This is a genomic window from Duganella sp. LjRoot269 (genome assembly GCF_964254095.1).
Classification (GTDB): Bacteria; Pseudomonadota; Gammaproteobacteria; order Burkholderiales; family Burkholderiaceae_D; genus Rugamonas; species Rugamonas hordei.
On the sequence record NZ_CAXUSL020000001.1, the window covers coordinates 821,502 to 835,969 of the forward strand.

The following is a 14,468-nucleotide window of genomic DNA, read 5'->3' on the forward strand; positions in this document are numbered from 1 at the left end:
CTCAGGCCTGCACTTCCACGCGGTTGCGGCCACCGCTCTTGGCGCGGTACAGCGCCAGGTCGGCCGCGTGGAACAGGTCGTCCAGCGCCGCGTACGGACCGTGTGCCACCGCCACGCCGAAGCTGGCCGTCACGCGCAGAATGTGGCCGTCGGCCAGCGTCAGCGGCTCGCCGGCGATCGCCTCGCGCAGGCGCTCCGCCAGCGCCCGCGCCGAGTCCATGCCGCAGTGCGACGGCATCACCACGAACTCCTCGCCGCCGTAGCGCGCCACGATCTCGCCGTCGCGCAGGAGGGTGCGCACCACGCCGGCGATGCGTATCAGCACCTGGTCGCCGGCGTCGTGGCCGTAGCTGTCGTTGACCGACTTGAAGTGATCGATATCGAACAGGATCACCGCCAGCGCTTCGTTGCGGCCGCAGGCGCCGCGCAAGCGCTGGTTGCCGGCCGCGGTGAAGGCGCGGCGGTTGAGGATGCCGGTCAGGTAGTCGGTGTCCGCGCTCACCCTCAGCTCCTCGATCAGATGTCCCCGTTCCTGCTCCAGCCGCTGGCGCTCCATGCTGTTGGCGCGCAGCGTCGACAGCGCGCGCAGCATGTCGCCGATTTCGTCGGCGCGGTCCGCGCCGCGATGGGCCAGGGTGTCGAGCGTGTAGTCGCCGTTGCCCAGCCGGACCGCAGCGGCGGTGGCGTGCAGCAGCGGCACCGCCACGCGCCGCCGTACGATCAGCAGCAGCAATGCCAGCGACAGCAGGATCGCCGCGCCGATCAGCAGGGCCAGCATCAGTTCCCGGCGGGCCGCGTCGTAATCTTGCCGCGCCTGCTCCTGCGCCTGCTCCAGCAGCACGTCGCGCAGCGCCAGGATGGGCGCCATGCTGGGCACGTAGCGGCGCGCGAACTGCGCCGTGTCCATGTCGTAGCCCTGGCCCTCGCGGCTGGCCTGTTCGACGCCGGCCACCAGCTGCTGGCCGGGGCCGAAGTACACCATGTCCATGCGCGCCACCGCCGCCAGCACGCGCGGGTCGTGGTCGGCGTCGCTGCTCGGCATCTTGATCAGCTGGCGCAACTGCTCGATGCGGCCGCGCAGGAACTGCAGCTGCCGGCGGTCCGCCTCGGTCAGCGGCTGCCTGCGCGCCAGCGGCACCGTCAGCGCCGACCCCAGGCGCCCGGCGTATTCGCGCAGCTCGACGGCGAAGCGCACCTTCATCAGGATGCGGGCGATGCGCGGATAGATGTCCTCGGAGGCGCGCGTGTAGCCGGTCACCGTGTCCAGCGCCAGCGGCACCAGCCCGAACATGGCGTCGACGGCGGCCGTCAGGCGCTCCGGCGTGCGTTCGGCCGGCGGCAGCGCGGCCAGCCGGTCCACCGTCAGGCGGGCCGCGCGCAGCGCTTCGTACAGCGGCGCCAGCACGCTGGTGCGGGCGCCGCCGGCCAATGCCTGCTGCAGTTCGGCCAGTGCCTGGTCGGTGGCGGCGCGGGCGCGCAGCAAGCCTTCGCGCCGCGCCGGGTCGGCCGGTGCGCGGTCGCCCAGGACGCCGTTCACCGGGCCCCGTTCGGAGGAGAGTTTTTCGGCGGCGACCATCGAGTGCCGCATCAGTCGCAGCGTATGGCGGCCGCTGTCGGTGGCGCTGTAGTGTTGCCATTCGCCCCACAGCAGCCGGCCCAGCATGCCGCACACCAGCAGCGCGAGCACCGCACCGGCGACGCCGAATAACCGGGTTAGTCTCATGTTGCGGTCCACCTTCCGATTTGCTACTTAGCAATATGCCACAAAGCGGCGCCGGCGTGGTTGCGTATCAGCCCATGTGGTAGCATGTCGCCCGCGCGTCGGGGAGCCATGCTGGCCTGAATGCAAAGCTTGAATGTTTACTAATCGAAGGATGAAGAAGATGTCTATGCAAAGAGTGATGCTGCGGTCCAAGTTGCATCGGGTGACGGTCACCCAGGCGGACTTGCACTACGAAGGTTCCTGCGGTATCGACGTGGATCTGCTGGAAGCGGCGGATATCTGGGTCAACGAAAAAATCGAGCTCTACAACGTGAACAACGGCGAGCGCTTCTCCACCTACGCCATTCCCGGCCTGCGCGGCACCGGCGAGATTTCGCTGAACGGCGCCGCCGCGCGCCGCGCGCAGCTGGGCGACCTGCTGATCATCTGCACCTACGCGCCGATGACCGAGGACCAGGCGAAGGACTACAAGCCGAAAGTCGTGTTCGTCGACGACAAGAACAAGATCACGGGCATGAAGAAATAAGTGAAGAAGTAAACCGAAAAGAGCCGCAAGGCTCTTTTTTTATTCCGGCTTCGATGCGTTGTCGTTGCGCAGCAACTGCGACATGTACTGCGGCGTGATGCCGAGGAACGATGCCACCACTTTCTGCGAGATGCGCTGCTCCAGCCCCGGGTACTGGCGGCGGAAGGCGTTCAGCCGACCCTGCGCCGGCGAGGCGTTCAGGTACAGGCGCCGGCCCTGCTCGATGATGCCGCGCTCGGACACCTTCAGGTAGTAGTCGCGCAACACATGGCTGCTGTCGGCCAGCTTGCTGAGTTCCAGCCAGTCCAGGCGGTAGCCGTGCACGGCCGTCTCGGCGACGACGAAATTGAGCGCGGGCTTTTCCTCGCGCGCGCGCAACAGGTCGTCGTGGGCGGCGGCCGGCTGGCCGTCGGTGAGGAACTGCAGCGTGACTTCGTTGCCGGTCTCGGTGATGAAGCCGGTGCGGGCGACGCCGCTGTGCAGCCAGTGGACGTTCTGCGCCACCGTGCCGATGCGTTGTAAAAATTCACCCTTGCGCAGACTCACCGGCACCGCCAGCGGCGCCAGCTGGCGCGTCACCTCATCGTACATTTCAGTCGTCACCTTGTAGCGTTCGGCGATGATTTCCCGGTATTTTGCTCTATGTTCTAAGAATGCCTGATTCATTTTTTTTGGTTTGCTGTGAAATCCCGGCATGTAAATGGCCGTACATAATATCCGGGAGTGTAAACGTTTTCTCAGCGGAAGGGACAATTTTCGTTGCGGATTGGAACTAAAAACGCAAATATATTTCAAGCTTAAAGCAATTGAAAGAGGTTGAGCGGGGCTGGATTTTGGCGTTACCATAAGACAGCACCAGCGCAGCCGGCGGCGCGCGACCGGCCTACAATTCGGGAGACTCACATGAAAATCAGCGACCTCAGTATCGGACGCCGACTGTCCCTTGGCTTTGCTGTCATCCTTGCGATTCTGATATTGAACACCTGTGTCGGCATCTACCGCCTGCAAGGCGTCGCTGAATCCACCCGCGCCATGATGGAGGCGCCGCTGGCCAAGGAGCGCCTGATCGCCGACTGGTACCGTGTGGTGTTTGCCGGCATCCGCCGCACCACGGCGGTGGCCAAGAGCGCCGATCCGGCGCTGGCCACCTTCTTCGCCGAGGACGCCAAGGTCTCCACCGCCTACGCCCAGGGCCTGATCAAGAAAATCGAAGAGCTCGCCAACGACGGCGACAAGGCGCTGATGGCGGACCTGGTCAGCACCCGCAAGAACTATGTGGCTTCGCGCGACGGCGTGATGAAGGCCAAGGCCGGCGGCGACGCCGACGAGGCCAGCCGCCTGCTGGAAAGCGCTTACTTGCCGGCCTCCAAGGTCTACGAGACCATGCTGCAGAAAATGCTGGACCACCAGCGCAAGGAAATCGACAGCGCCGCCGCCCGCATCGACGAGGTGGCCAGGAACAGCCGCAACCTGCTGGTGCTGATGGCGGCGCTGGTGGTGGCCTTCAGCGTGGCGTTCGCGTGGTGGCTGACGGCCGGCATCACGCGGCCGATCAACGAGGCGGTGGCGCTGGCCGAGTGCGTGGCCTGCGGCGACCTGGTCGATCACAGCAACCATGCGACGACCGGCTACAACCAGGACGAGCCGGGCAAGCTGCTGCAGGCGCTGCACCGCATGTCCAGCGGCCTGGTGCAGATCGTCAGCGACGTGCGCAGCGGCACCGACACCATCGCCACCGCGTCGTCGCAGATCGCCGCCGGCAACCTGGACCTGTCGTCGCGCACCGAGCAGCAGGCCAGTTCGCTGGAAGAGACGGCGTCGTCGATGGAGCAGCTGACGTCCACCGTCAAGCAGAACGCCGAGAACGCGCGCCAGGCCAACCAGCTGGCGGCGTCGGCGTCGGAGGTGGCCGCGCGCGGCGGCGCCGAGGTGTCGGACGTGGTGCAGACCATGGCGTCGATCGACGCCTCGTCGAAGAAGATCGTCGACATCATCGGCGTCATCGACGGCATCGCGTTCCAGACCAACATCCTGGCGCTGAACGCGGCGGTCGAGGCGGCGCGCGCCGGCGAGCAGGGGCGCGGCTTTGCCGTGGTGGCGACCGAGGTGCGCAACCTGGCGCAGCGCTCGGCCAGCGCGGCCAAGGAGATCAAGGCGCTGATCGACGATTCGGTGACCAAGGTGGCGACCGGCACGCGGCTGGTGGGCCGGGCCGGCAGCACGATGGAGGAGGTGGTGGCCAGCATAGCCCGCGTCACGCACATCATGGCCGAGATCAGCAACGCCAGCAGCGAGCAGACCAACGGCATCGAGCAGATCAACAACTCGATCACGCAGATGGATCACGTGACGCAGCAGAACGCGGCGCTGGTGGAGCAGGCCGCGGCGGCGGCCGATGCGATGCAGGAACAGGCCGCCAAGCTGGCCGACGCCGTCAGCATCTTCAAGCTGGGCGACGCCGCGCCGCGGCGGCCGGCGATGCCGGCGCGCGGCGGCGCGCGCGCCATGCTGGCCTGAGGGGCAGCTGTAACGCTCAGGCCGTAACGCTCAGGCGGTAATGTTTAGGCTTTTTCCGGCGTGCCGATGAAGCGGTAGATCGCCGCGCCCAGCAGCGCGCCGGCGATCGGCGCGACCCAGAACAGCCACAGCTGGCTGACCGCCCAGTCGCCCACGTACAGCGCCACGCCGGTGCTGCGCGCCGGGTTGACCGAGGTGTTGGTGACCGGAATGCTGATCAGGTGGATCAGGGTCAGGCCCAGACCGATCGGCAGCGGCGCGAAGCCCTTGGGCGCGCGCTCGTCGGTGGCGCCGAGGATAATCAGCAGGAACATCATGGTCATCACCACCTCGGTCACCAGCGCCGCCAGCAGCGAGTAGCCGCCCGGCGAATGCGCGCCGTAGCCGTTGGAGGCGAAGCCGCCCATGACGTCGAAACCGGCCTTGCCGCTGGCGATGACGAACAGCACGCCGCCGGCGGCGATGCCGCCCAGTACCTGCGCGACGATGTAGGGCAGCAGCTTATTGGCGGGGAAGCGGCCGCCGGCCCACAGGCCGATCGACACCGCAGGATTCAGGTGGCAGCCGGAGATGTGGCCGATGGCGTAGGCCATCGTCAACACCGTCAGGCCGAAGGCCAGCGATACGCCCAGCAGGCCGATGCCGACACCGGGAAAGGCCGCCGCCAGCACGGCACTGCCGCAACCGCCGAGCACCAGCCAAAATGTTCCAAAAAATTCCGCGCCATATTGTTTCATGTTTTTCCTTCGATAGAATGAGCCAGTTTGCATAATGTATTTGCAACGTTGTCAATCTACCCGGGACGGAGCAAAAAGTCGAGCGCGGAATTTTCACGCGGCCGGCAGGCGCAGCAGCAAACGGGTGCGGGCGCTGTCGTCCTGCGCGCTCAGCGCGCCGCCCTGCACCTGCGCCAGCAGGCGCGCCGCGTACATCGGCAGCGCGTTGTCGCCGGCCGGACGCTGGGCCGGGCCCTGCAGGCAGGCGCGCTGCGCGGCCGGCAGCACGCCGGCATATTCCAGCGACAGCGTCCAGCAACCGTCTTCCAGCGCGGCGCCCAGCACGATGGAGGTGCCCGCCGGCGTATGGGCCGCCGCGTTCAGCGCCAGGTGTTCGAACAGCGTCTGGCACAGCGTGCGGTCGGCCAGCACCGTCACCGGCGCCGGCGGCAGCATCACCGGATGGGTGCGGGCGGTGGCGGCGGCGCGCGCCAGCATCGCGTTCAGCGCCAGCGGCTCGCTGCCCGGCTGGCACACGCCCTGTTCGATGCGGCACAGTTCGAGCGACAGGCTGGCCAGCCGCAGCGCGCGGTGCGCCGCCTCGTCCAGCCGCTGCAGCGTGTCGCGCCGGGCCGGCGCCGCGGTCAGCGCGGGATCGGCCAGCAGCTGTTCGCCGGCGGCGATCACCTCGGCCAGCGGCGCGCTCAGGTCGTAGCGGCTCAGGCGCTCGACTTCCTCGCGCAGCTGGGCGTTGTCGGCCACGGCCGAGTTCTGCCGCTTCAGGTCGGCCATCATGCCGGCCAGCCGCAGGTGCGTGCGCAGGCGCGCCTTCAGGATGGCCGGATCGACCGGCTTGGTGACGTAGTCGACCGCGCCCAGTTCGAGGCCGCCGACGATGTCCCCGGTCTGGTCCTTGGCCGTCAGGAAGATCACCGGGATGTCGGCGGTGGCGGGATCGGCCTTGAGGCGGCGGCACACTTCGAAGCCGTCCATTTCCGGCATCATGATGTCGAGCAGGATCAGGTCCGGCCGGTGCACGGGAATGATCTCCAGCGCCTTCTTGCCGGAGATCGCCACCTTGACGCCGTAGCCGTCCTCGGCCAGCATGCCGGCGATGACCTTGATGTTGGTGGCGATGTCGTCGACCACCAGCACGGTCGCTTCGCGCAGCCGTTCCTCCAGCGGGCGTTCCATGCCGATCAGCGGCGCCGGCGCCGGCGTGGCGGCGGACGCGGCGGCGCGGCGCATGGCCGCGCGTTTGGCGGCGGCGTCGCCGCCAGCAAGCCTTCGCGGTTGGCTTCGCCGGGCAGCAGCATGAACGGCAGCTCCTTGTCGGCCAGCGTGCTGCGTACCCAGCGCAGCAATTGCAGGCCGTTCATGCCCGGCATGTCGAGGTCCGAAATGACGGCGGCGATCGGCCGCTCGTTGAGGATGCGGCAAGCTTCTTCGCCGCTGCCGGCCAGGAACACGTTGGCGAAGCCGAGATCGGCGAGGATGCCTTTGACCACGGAGCGCATTTGTTGATTGTCGTCCACCACCAGCAACGGCAGCGAGAGATCGATATTCGGCAGAGGCATAGAAGGTTCCAGCGTGATAGTGAGTAAGGTCGAAAGTAAGGCAATGCCGCGCTGGCTTGCTGCGGTGGTGCTGCTACAACAGTAGCAAGCAACATCCATCATGCAAGCATCTATCTTAACTTTACTTTATTTTTCTTTTGAAGCAATTTGAGGTGCTGTGGCTTAAAACTCCACAATACAATTGATTGTCGGCCACATTGTGGCGCAGGCTTTATTTCTGGGATACAGTTGGACTTCCACAAGGCCGCACATGCGCCTTGCGAGATGATAGTGGGGTGGCGTCCAGTGAAGAATAATGCGGGTATGGATAGCAGGATATTGATGCCCTTCGGCCTGGCCGGCGCGGGCGCGCTGGGGACCGTGGTTGCCGGCTGGAGCACCTGGGGCTGGTACACGCTGTTGTGGTCGGCGTTGCTGCTGGCCGCCGCCGCGTGGTGCGCGCGCGCGTCGGGCGCGGCCGGCATGGGCGGCGGCGAGCAGCAGATGATAGACAGCTACCTGGCCGGACGCGAGCAGTTCGGCGACGCCGTGCTGCCGATCTGGTGCCGCCACATCGAAAACTCGCGCACCCAGATGGAGGAAGCGGTGGCCGACCTGGCAGGGCGTTTCTCCAGCATCGTCGACAAGCTCGACAACGCGGTCCATGTGTCCAGCCACGGCGGCGGCCAGGGCGGCCCGGCGATGACCGAGGTGTTCGCGCGCAGCGAAACCCAGCTCGGCTCGGTGGTGGTGTCGATGAAATCGGCGATGGCTTCCAAGCAGGCCATGCTGGCCAAGATCAAGGACCTCGAAAGCTTCACGCGCGAATTGCGCGACATGGCCGAAGGCGTGGCCAGCATCGCCGCGCAAACCAATCTGCTGGCGCTGAACGCGGCCATCGAGGCGGCGCGCGCCGGCCCCGCCGGCCGCGGCTTCGCGGTGGTGGCGCAGGAAGTGCGCAACCTGTCGAGCCGCTCGGCCGAGACCGGCCGCAACATCTCCAACCGCGTCGGCCTGATCAGCAGCGCCATCCTGGCCGCCAGCCAGGCGGCCGAACAGTCCAGCGAGCAGGAAGACAAGTCGATGCAGTCGGCCGAAGGCATGATCGATACGGTGCTGCAGGACTTCCGCCGTATGACCGACGAGCTGGTGCAGTCGTCCGACCTGCTCAAGCAGCAGAGCGTCGGCATTCAGGGCGAGGTCGGCGAGGCGCTGGTGCAGCTGCAGTTCCAGGACCGCGTCAGCCAGGTGATGGCGCACGTGCGCGAAAACATGGAGCTGCTGCCGGCGCTGCTGCGCGACAACCGCGACCGCTACCACGCCGACCAGGTGCTGGAGCCGCTCGACCCGCAGCCGCTGCTGCACGAACTGCAAAAAACCTATGCGATGGCGGAGGAGCATGCGATCCACACCGGCTCGCGCCACGCCACCCCGGTCGCCGCCGCGGCCGATGAAATCACTTTCTTCTGAGGATAGCTAAACCATGGCAAAAACCATTATGGTGGTCGACGATTCCGCATCCCTGCGCCAGGTGGTCGGCATCGCGCTCAAGGGCGCCGGCTACGACGTGATCGAGGGCCGCGACGGCGTCGACGCGCTGTCCAAATGCACCGGCCAGAAAATCCATCTGGTGGTGTGCGACGTCAACATGCCGAATATGGACGGCATCACCTTCGTCAAGGAATTCAAGGCCCTGCCCAACTACCGCTTCACGCCGGTCATCATGCTGACCACGGAATCGCAGGAGAGCAAGAAGGAAGAGGGCAAGGCTGCCGGCGCCAAGGCCTGGGTGGTCAAGCCGTTCAAGCCCGAGGTGCTGCTCGGCGCCGTCGCCAAGCTGGTGCTGCCCTAAACCGAACGACCGAACGACTGAACGGAGGCCGCGATGCCGGACCAATCACCGCAGGACGTCACCCGCATTGCCATCGACGGCGAGATGACGATCTACCGCGCCGCCGACCTCAGAGTCGTGGTGCTGGAAGCGCTGCGCAAGTCGCGCGTGCTGGAGATCGACCTGGCCGGCATCACCGAACTCGATACCGCCGGCCTGCAGGTGCTGATGCTGGCCAAGCAGACCGCCAACGCCGACAAGCGCGAACTGCGCCTGCTGCACCACAGCCCGGCCGTGGTCGAGATATTCGAAATGCTGGACCTGGGCGCGTTCTTCGGCGACGCCCTGCTGATACACGACTGACCTGCGAGGCCACGCCATGAACCTGGACGAAGCGCTACAGACATTTATCACGGAAAGCCGCGAACTGCTCGAGGAAATGGAAAACGCGCTGCTCAACGTCGACCTTGCGGGCGACCAGAGCGAGGCGATCAACGCCATCTTCCGCGCCGCCCACACCATCAAGGGTTCGGCCGGCTTGTTCAGCCTCGATCACATCGTCGCCTTCACCCACGTGGTCGAGAGCCTGCTCGACGAAGTGCGCGACGGCCGCGTGGTGCTCAACGATGAAATGATCGTGCTGCTGCTGTCGTGCTGCGACTACCTGTCCGGCATGACGGACGCGCTGGCCGCCGGCCAGCTGGAGGCCGATCCGGACACCGCGCCCGAAGGCGAGATGCTGCTGCAGCAGCTGCGCCGCCACATGGAAGGCGGCGCGGACGCCGCCGGCACAGCCGCAGGTGCAGCGTCGGCGCCGCTGGCGGTGCAGGCCGAGCCGGGCGTCGAGCGCATCGCCCAGCACGGCGGCGACAGCGACTACTGGCACATCTCGCTGCGCTTCGGCCGCGGCGTGCTGCAGAACGGCATGGACCCGATCGCCTTCCTGCGCTACCTGGCCAAGCTCGGCCGCGTGGTCGGCATCGCCACCGTGCCCGATGCGCTGCCGCCCGCCGACGAGATGGACGCGGAGCTGTGCTACCTCGGCTTCGAAATCGCCTTCGACAGCACGGCCGACCGCGACGCCATCGCCGGCGTGTTCGAGTTCGTGCAGGACGATTGCGAGATCCGCATCATCCCGCCGCACAGCAAGGTGTCGCACTACGTCGACCTGATCCGCGCCTTGCCGGAACAGGCCGCGCGCCTGGGCGAGATCCTGGTGCGCTGCGGCAGCGTGACCGCGTTCGAGCTGGAGGGGGCGCTGCACCAGCAGTCGACCGGGGAGCGCCCGGCCGACGAGCCGCAGCAGCAGCTGGGCAGCATCCTGGTCGGCGCCGGCAACGTACCGCCGGTGGTGGTGGAGGCGGCGCTGGCCAAGCAGAAGCAGGTCAGCGAACAGAAGGCGCAGGAGAGCCGCTCGATCCGCGTCGATTCCGACAAGTTGGACCGGCTGATCGACCTGGTCGGCGAGTTGATCATCGCCGGCGCGCGCGCCAGCATGATAGGCCAGCATATCCAGAACGCCGAGCTGCTCGAATGCACCTCGACCCTGACCGGGCTGGTGGAGGACGTGCGCGACGCCGCGCTCGAGCTGCGTATGGTGAAGATAGGCGCCACCTTCAACCGCTTCCAGCGCGTGGTGCACGACGTCGCGCGCGAGCTGGGCAAGGACATCGGCCTGATCGTCGACGGCGAGGATTCGGAACTGGACAAGACCGTGGTGGAGAAGATCGGCGATCCGCTGATGCACCTGGTGCGCAACGCCATGGACCACGGCATCGAGCCGGCCGACGTGCGCGTGGCCAACGGCAAGTCTGCCAAGGGCATGATCAAGCTCAACGCCTTCCATGAATCGGGCAGCATCGTCATCGAAGTCAGCGACGACGGCGGCGGCCTGCGCAAGGAAAAGATCCTGGCCAAGGCCGTCGAGCGCGGGCTGGTGGACGCCGACCGCAAGCTGACCGACAGCGAGATCTACAACCTGATCTTCGAGGCCGGCTTCTCCACCGCCGAGAAGATCACCAACCTGTCCGGACGCGGCGTCGGCATGGACGTGGTCAAGCGCAACATCACCGCGCTGCGCGGCAGCGTCGACGTCAGCAGCAAGGAAGGCGCCGGCACCACCGTCACCGTGCGCCTGCCGCTGACGCTGGCCATCATCGACGGCTTCCTGGTGCAGGTGGGATCGTCGGTGTTCGTGATCCCGCTCGACATGATCGAGGAGTGCATCGAGTACGCCACCGAGCCGGGCCAGGACTATTGCAACCTGCGAGGCCAGGTGCTGCCGTTCGTGCGTCTGCGCGAGCTGTTCCGCATCGACGGCGCCGCCACGCGGCGCGAGAGCATCGTCGTGCTCAAGCTGGGCAACCAGCGCGCCGGGCTGGTGGTCGATACGCTGCTGGGCGAATTCCAGACCGTCATCAAGCCGCTCAGCCCGATGTTCAGCGAAGTCAAATGCATCAGCGGCTCGACCATCCTGGGTAGCGGCGAAGTGGCGCTGATCCTGGACGTGTCGGCGCTGATGCAGGCCGTCAGCGGCAAGGGCGCCGCCGTGGCGCTGGCCGCCTAGCCTGAAAGAGGAAACCATGAATACCGCCGTCAACAACGCCGTCAACAATGTCGTGACTTACGGGAGCAGCGCCATCGTCGCGCTGCAGAGCGGCGCCGCGCTGCCCAGCCAGTTCCTGACCTTCATGCTGGGCGAGGACCAGTACGCGGTCGGCATCCTGCACATCAAGGAGATCATCGAGTACGGCAGCCTGGCGACCGTGCCGATGATGCCGGACTGCGTGCGCGGCGTGATCAACCTGCGCGGCGCCGTGGTGCCGGTGATGGACCTGTCGGCGCGCTTCGGCCGCAGTCCCAGCGTCATCGGCAAGCGCAGCTGCATCGTCATCGTCGAAGTCGACAGCGGCGACGGCGAGTGCAAGCAGGTGCTGGGCATGCTGGTCGACGCGGTCAACGCGGTGGTGGAAATCGCCGCCGGCGACATCGAGCCGGCGCCGTCGTTCGGCACCCGCATCCGGCCCGACTTCATCGCCGGCATCGGCAAATTCAACGGAAAGTTCGTGATCCTGCTCGACATCGAACACGTGCTGTCGAACGAGGAAATCGTGGAAATGGCGCGCGACACCGTCGCCGCCCGCAGCAACTGACCATCGAAGCAAAGCAGCCCATGCCCGTCACCGCCATCACCGACCGCGAATTCATGCAGTTCCAGCGCTTCATCTACGATGCGGCGGGTATCTTCATGGCCAACGGCAAGCAGGCGCTGGTCAGCGGCCGGCTGGCCAAGCGGCTGGCCCACTATCAGCTCAACAGCTATGGCGACTATCTGCGGCTGCTGGAAAGCCGCACGCAGCCGGCCGAGCTGCAGGTGGCGGTCGACCTGCTGACCACCAACGAAACCTATTTTTTCCGCGAGCCCAAGCACTTCGCGCTGCTGCGCGACCTGGCCACCGAGGCGCGCGACAAGAAGCAGACCCTGCGCGTGTGGAGCGCCGCCAGTTCCAGCGGCGAGGAACCGTACAGCATCGCCATGGTGATGGCCGACGTGTTGGGCGACGCCGCCTGGGAGGTGCTGGGCACCGACATCAGCACCCGGGTGCTGGAGCGCGCCCGCAGCGGCCACTATCCGATGGAGCGCGCCAGCCAGATGCCGCCGGCCTACCTGAAGCGCTTCTGCCTCAAGGGCCAGGGCTGCGAGGCCGGCACCATGCTGATCGAGCGCCCGCTGCGCCAGCGCGTGCAGTTCCGCCACCTGAACCTGAACGAGCCGCTGCCCAAGATCGGCAGCTTCGACGTGATCTTCCTGCGCAACGTGATGATCTACTTTAACCTGGAGACCAAGCGCCAGGTGGTGGCGCGGCTGCTGGCGCAGCTGCGGCCCGGCGGCTACTTCCTGATCGGCCATTCCGAGACGCTCAACGACATCAACGATACCCTGCTTGCGGTGGCGCCCTCCATCTATCGCAAACCATGACGGCGACGCTGACCATGGCCGATTCCAAGCTGATCGATATCTTCCTGATGCCCGGCGATTTCTTCGTCGGCGACCAGCGCTACCGCGTGCGCACGCTGCTTGGCTCCTGCGTGTCGATCACCTTGTGGCATCCGGCCCTGCGCATCGGCGCGATGTCGCATTTCCTGCTGCCCGGCACCGGCCGCAGGAAGGCCCACGACAAGCCCGGCATCTACGGCGCCGACGCCATGGCGCTGATGCTGGACGGGATGGCGCAGCACGGCGCGCCGCCGATCCAGTGCCAGGGCAAGATTTTCGGCGGCGCCGCCATGTTCCCGCGCAACGCCAAGGTGCGCGACATCGGCATGCAGAACGGCGACTACGCGCGCAGCCTGTTGCAGCAGCACGGCATCCAGGCGGTGTCCGAAAGCCTGTTCGGCGAAGGACACCGCCAGTTGATTTTCACCATCCGCAGCGGCGAAGTGTTGAGCCGCCAGGTGGCGCCCGATACGGCGGCGCCCCGCAAGACCAAGGAAAAGGCATGAGTGGAATCAAGGTCATGATCGTCGACGACTCGGCCGTGGTGCGGCAGGTGCTGAGCGGCCTGCTCAACGCGGCGGCCGGCATCACCGTCACCCACGCGGTGGCCAATCCGCTGCTGGCGATCGAGCGCATGAAGGTCCAGTGGCCGGACGTGATCGTGCTCGACGTCGAGATGCCGAAGATGGACGGCATCACCTTCCTGCGCAAGATCATGGCCGAGCATCCGACGCCGGTGGTGATCTGCTCGACGCTGACCGAGAAGGGCGCGCAAACCTCGGTCGAGGCGCTCAGCGCCGGAGCGGTGGCCATCATCACCAAGCCGCGGCTGGACCTGAAGCAGTTCCTGCACGACAGCGCCGACGAATTGGTGTCGGCGGTGCGCGCCGCCGCCGGCGCCCACGTCGGCAAGCTGGTCAACCGTCCGCCGCCGGTGCCGGCGCCCAAGCTCAATGCCGACGCCGTGCTGCCGCCGTCCGACCACAAGCCGATGACCGCCACCACCGAGCGCGTGGTGGCGATCGGCACCTCCACCGGCGGCACCCAGGCGCTGGAAGAGGTGCTGACGTCGCTGCCGCGCGTGTCGCCCGGTATCGTGGTGGTGCAGCACATGCCGGAAAAATTCACCGCCGCCTTTGCCGCCCGCCTCGACAGCGTGTGCGAGGTGCGCGTCAAGGAAGCCGCCAACAACGACCGCGTGCTGCAAGGCCAGGTGCTGATCGCGCCGGGCGGCAAGCATATGCTGCTGCGCCGCACCGGCGCCCAGTATTTCGTCGAGGTGGTCGACGGCCCGCTGGTCAACCGCCACCGGCCGTCGGTCGACGTGCTGTTCCGCTCGGCGGCGCGCGCGGCCGGCGCCAACGCGCTGGGCGTGATCATGACCGGCATGGGCGACGACGGCGCGGCCGGCATGCTGGAGATGTTCAAGGCCGGCGCGCGCACCGTGGCGCAGGACGAGGCCAGCTGCGTGGTGTACGGCATGCCGAAGGAAGCGGTCAAGCGCGGCGGCGTGGAGAAGTCGGTGCCGCTGAACGCGATCTACCGTGAAATCCTGCAGCAGCTCGGCTACTGACCTTTTACCGCATATGGAACCAGCGCGCA

Annotated in this window: 15 protein-coding genes; 10 read left to right on the forward strand and 5 right to left on the reverse strand. The window is 66.7% G+C overall.

Annotation, left to right across the window (positions count from 1 at the left end; genetic code table 11):
* Position 1: 1 nt before the first annotated feature.
* Complete coding sequence (locus ACSQ3S_RS03515; protein WP_436141595.1) at positions 2 to 1,723, reverse strand: diguanylate cyclase; 1,722 nt, start codon at positions 1,721 to 1,723, stop codon at positions 2 to 4.
* A 166-nt stretch (positions 1,724 to 1,889) separates the two neighbouring features.
* Here ACSQ3S_RS03515 and panD point away from each other — a divergent pair, with 166 nt between their 5' ends.
* Positions 1,890 to 2,249: an aspartate 1-decarboxylase gene (gene panD / locus ACSQ3S_RS03520; RefSeq protein ID WP_176655980.1), complete on the forward strand. Its 360-nt coding sequence runs from the start codon at positions 1,890 to 1,892 to the stop codon at positions 2,247 to 2,249.
* Positions 2,250 to 2,288: 39 nt separating this feature from the next.
* Here panD and ACSQ3S_RS03525 read toward each other — a convergent pair whose 3' ends face one another.
* Complete coding sequence (locus tag ACSQ3S_RS03525; protein WP_353404769.1) at positions 2,289 to 2,915, reverse strand: Crp/Fnr family transcriptional regulator; 627 nt, start codon at positions 2,913 to 2,915, stop codon at positions 2,289 to 2,291.
* Between the two features lie 237 nt (positions 2,916 to 3,152).
* Here ACSQ3S_RS03525 and ACSQ3S_RS03530 point away from each other — a divergent pair, with 237 nt between their 5' ends.
* Positions 3,153 to 4,766, forward strand: coding sequence for a methyl-accepting chemotaxis protein (locus tag ACSQ3S_RS03530; protein ID WP_176655958.1), 1,614 nt, complete (start codon positions 3,153 to 3,155; stop codon positions 4,764 to 4,766).
* Between the two features lie 44 nt (positions 4,767 to 4,810).
* Here ACSQ3S_RS03530 and aqpZ read toward each other — a convergent pair whose 3' ends face one another.
* The 3 genes from aqpZ to ACSQ3S_RS03545 all read right to left on the reverse strand — a co-directional run bounded on the left by aqpZ (position 4,811) and on the right by ACSQ3S_RS03545 (position 7,059).
* Positions 4,811 to 5,503 carry an aquaporin Z gene (gene aqpZ / locus ACSQ3S_RS03535; RefSeq protein WP_413447401.1) on the reverse strand — a complete coding sequence of 231 codons (693 nt, stop codon included), beginning with the start codon at positions 5,501 to 5,503 and terminating at the stop codon, positions 4,811 to 4,813.
* 93 nt (positions 5,504 to 5,596) lie between these two features.
* On the reverse strand, positions 5,597 to 6,730 hold the full coding sequence (locus ACSQ3S_RS03540) for a hybrid sensor histidine kinase/response regulator (protein WP_436141596.1): 1,134 nt from the start codon (positions 6,728 to 6,730) through the stop codon (positions 5,597 to 5,599).
* Positions 6,682 to 7,059: a response regulator gene (locus tag ACSQ3S_RS03545; RefSeq protein ID WP_436141597.1), complete on the reverse strand. Its 378-nt coding sequence runs from the start codon at positions 7,057 to 7,059 to the stop codon at positions 6,682 to 6,684. Before ACSQ3S_RS03545 ends, ACSQ3S_RS03540 begins: the two co-directional genes overlap by 49 nt.
* A 303-nt stretch (positions 7,060 to 7,362) precedes the next feature.
* On the opposite strand from ACSQ3S_RS03545, the gene ACSQ3S_RS03550 reads away from it, so the two are divergent.
* From ACSQ3S_RS03550 to ACSQ3S_RS03585, 8 genes are read left to right on the forward strand one after another with little or no spacing between them, the layout of a single operon-like run.
* Complete coding sequence (locus tag ACSQ3S_RS03550; RefSeq protein WP_413447404.1) at positions 7,363 to 8,508, forward strand: methyl-accepting chemotaxis protein; 1,146 nt, start codon at positions 7,363 to 7,365, stop codon at positions 8,506 to 8,508.
* A gap of 13 nt (positions 8,509 to 8,521) precedes the next feature.
* On the forward strand, positions 8,522 to 8,890 hold the full coding sequence (locus tag ACSQ3S_RS03555; protein WP_176655955.1) for a response regulator: 369 nt from the start codon (positions 8,522 to 8,524) through the stop codon (positions 8,888 to 8,890).
* A gap of 33 nt (positions 8,891 to 8,923) precedes the next feature.
* A complete protein-coding gene (locus tag ACSQ3S_RS03560) occupies positions 8,924 to 9,232 on the forward strand; it encodes an STAS domain-containing protein (protein ID WP_413447405.1) in 309 nt (102 codons plus the stop codon).
* Positions 9,233 to 9,248: 16 nt separating this feature from the next.
* The gene (locus ACSQ3S_RS03565; protein ID WP_436141598.1) at positions 9,249 to 11,435 is read left to right on the forward strand and encodes a chemotaxis protein CheW; all 2,187 of its coding nucleotides are present in this window, start codon (positions 9,249 to 9,251) and stop codon (positions 11,433 to 11,435) included.
* A 16-nt stretch (positions 11,436 to 11,451) separates the two neighbouring features.
* Positions 11,452 to 12,021: a chemotaxis protein CheW gene (locus tag ACSQ3S_RS03570; RefSeq protein WP_176655952.1), complete on the forward strand. Its 570-nt coding sequence runs from the start codon at positions 11,452 to 11,454 to the stop codon at positions 12,019 to 12,021.
* A gap of 20 nt (positions 12,022 to 12,041) precedes the next feature.
* On the forward strand, positions 12,042 to 12,848 hold the full coding sequence (locus ACSQ3S_RS03575; protein WP_353404777.1) for a CheR family methyltransferase: 807 nt from the start codon (positions 12,042 to 12,044) through the stop codon (positions 12,846 to 12,848).
* Entirely contained in the window at positions 12,845 to 13,372 is a 528-nt protein-coding gene (locus ACSQ3S_RS03580; RefSeq protein WP_176655950.1) for a chemotaxis protein CheD, read from the forward strand. The genes ACSQ3S_RS03575 and ACSQ3S_RS03580 overlap by 4 nt, the downstream gene beginning before the upstream one ends.
* Complete coding sequence (locus ACSQ3S_RS03585; RefSeq protein ID WP_436141599.1) at positions 13,369 to 14,439, forward strand: protein-glutamate methylesterase/protein-glutamine glutaminase; 1,071 nt, start codon at positions 13,369 to 13,371, stop codon at positions 14,437 to 14,439. The genes ACSQ3S_RS03580 and ACSQ3S_RS03585 overlap by 4 nt, the downstream gene beginning before the upstream one ends.
* The last annotated feature ends 29 nt before the right edge of the window (positions 14,440 to 14,468 follow it).

Bases quoted from the DNA above. Each gene is read 5' to 3' on its own strand.
- ACSQ3S_RS03580 (WP_176655950.1), top strand. From the start codon at position 12,845: ATGACGGCGACGCTGACCATGGCCGATTCCAAGCTGATCGATATCTTC.
- ACSQ3S_RS03560 (WP_413447405.1), top strand. From the start codon at position 8,924: ATGCCGGACCAATCACCGCAGGACGTCACCCGCATTGCCATCGACGGC.
- ACSQ3S_RS03550 (WP_413447404.1), top strand. From the start codon at position 7,363: ATGGATAGCAGGATATTGATGCCCTTCGGCCTGGCCGGCGCGGGCGCG.
- ACSQ3S_RS03575 (WP_353404777.1), top strand. From the start codon at position 12,042: ATGCCCGTCACCGCCATCACCGACCGCGAATTCATGCAGTTCCAGCGC.
- aqpZ (WP_413447401.1), bottom strand. From the start codon at position 5,503: ATGAAACAATATGGCGCGGAATTTTTTGGAACATTTTGGCTGGTGCTC.
- ACSQ3S_RS03555 (WP_176655955.1), top strand. From the start codon at position 8,522: ATGGCAAAAACCATTATGGTGGTCGACGATTCCGCATCCCTGCGCCAG.
- ACSQ3S_RS03515 (WP_436141595.1), bottom strand. From the start codon at position 1,723: ATGAGACTAACCCGGTTATTCGGCGTCGCCGGTGCGGTGCTCGCGCTG.
- ACSQ3S_RS03530 (WP_176655958.1), top strand. From the start codon at position 3,153: ATGAAAATCAGCGACCTCAGTATCGGACGCCGACTGTCCCTTGGCTTT.
- ACSQ3S_RS03585 (WP_436141599.1), top strand. From the start codon at position 13,369: ATGAGTGGAATCAAGGTCATGATCGTCGACGACTCGGCCGTGGTGCGG.
- ACSQ3S_RS03545 (WP_436141597.1), bottom strand. From the start codon at position 7,059: ATGCCTCTGCCGAATATCGATCTCTCGCTGCCGTTGCTGGTGGTGGAC.
- panD (WP_176655980.1), top strand. From the start codon at position 1,890: ATGCAAAGAGTGATGCTGCGGTCCAAGTTGCATCGGGTGACGGTCACC.
- ACSQ3S_RS03565 (WP_436141598.1), top strand. From the start codon at position 9,249: ATGAACCTGGACGAAGCGCTACAGACATTTATCACGGAAAGCCGCGAA.
- ACSQ3S_RS03540 (WP_436141596.1), bottom strand. From the start codon at position 6,730: ATGCGCCGCGCCGCCGCGTCCGCCGCCACGCCGGCGCCGGCGCCGCTG.
- ACSQ3S_RS03525 (WP_353404769.1), bottom strand. From the start codon at position 2,915: ATGAATCAGGCATTCTTAGAACATAGAGCAAAATACCGGGAAATCATC.
- ACSQ3S_RS03570 (WP_176655952.1), top strand. From the start codon at position 11,452: ATGAATACCGCCGTCAACAACGCCGTCAACAATGTCGTGACTTACGGG.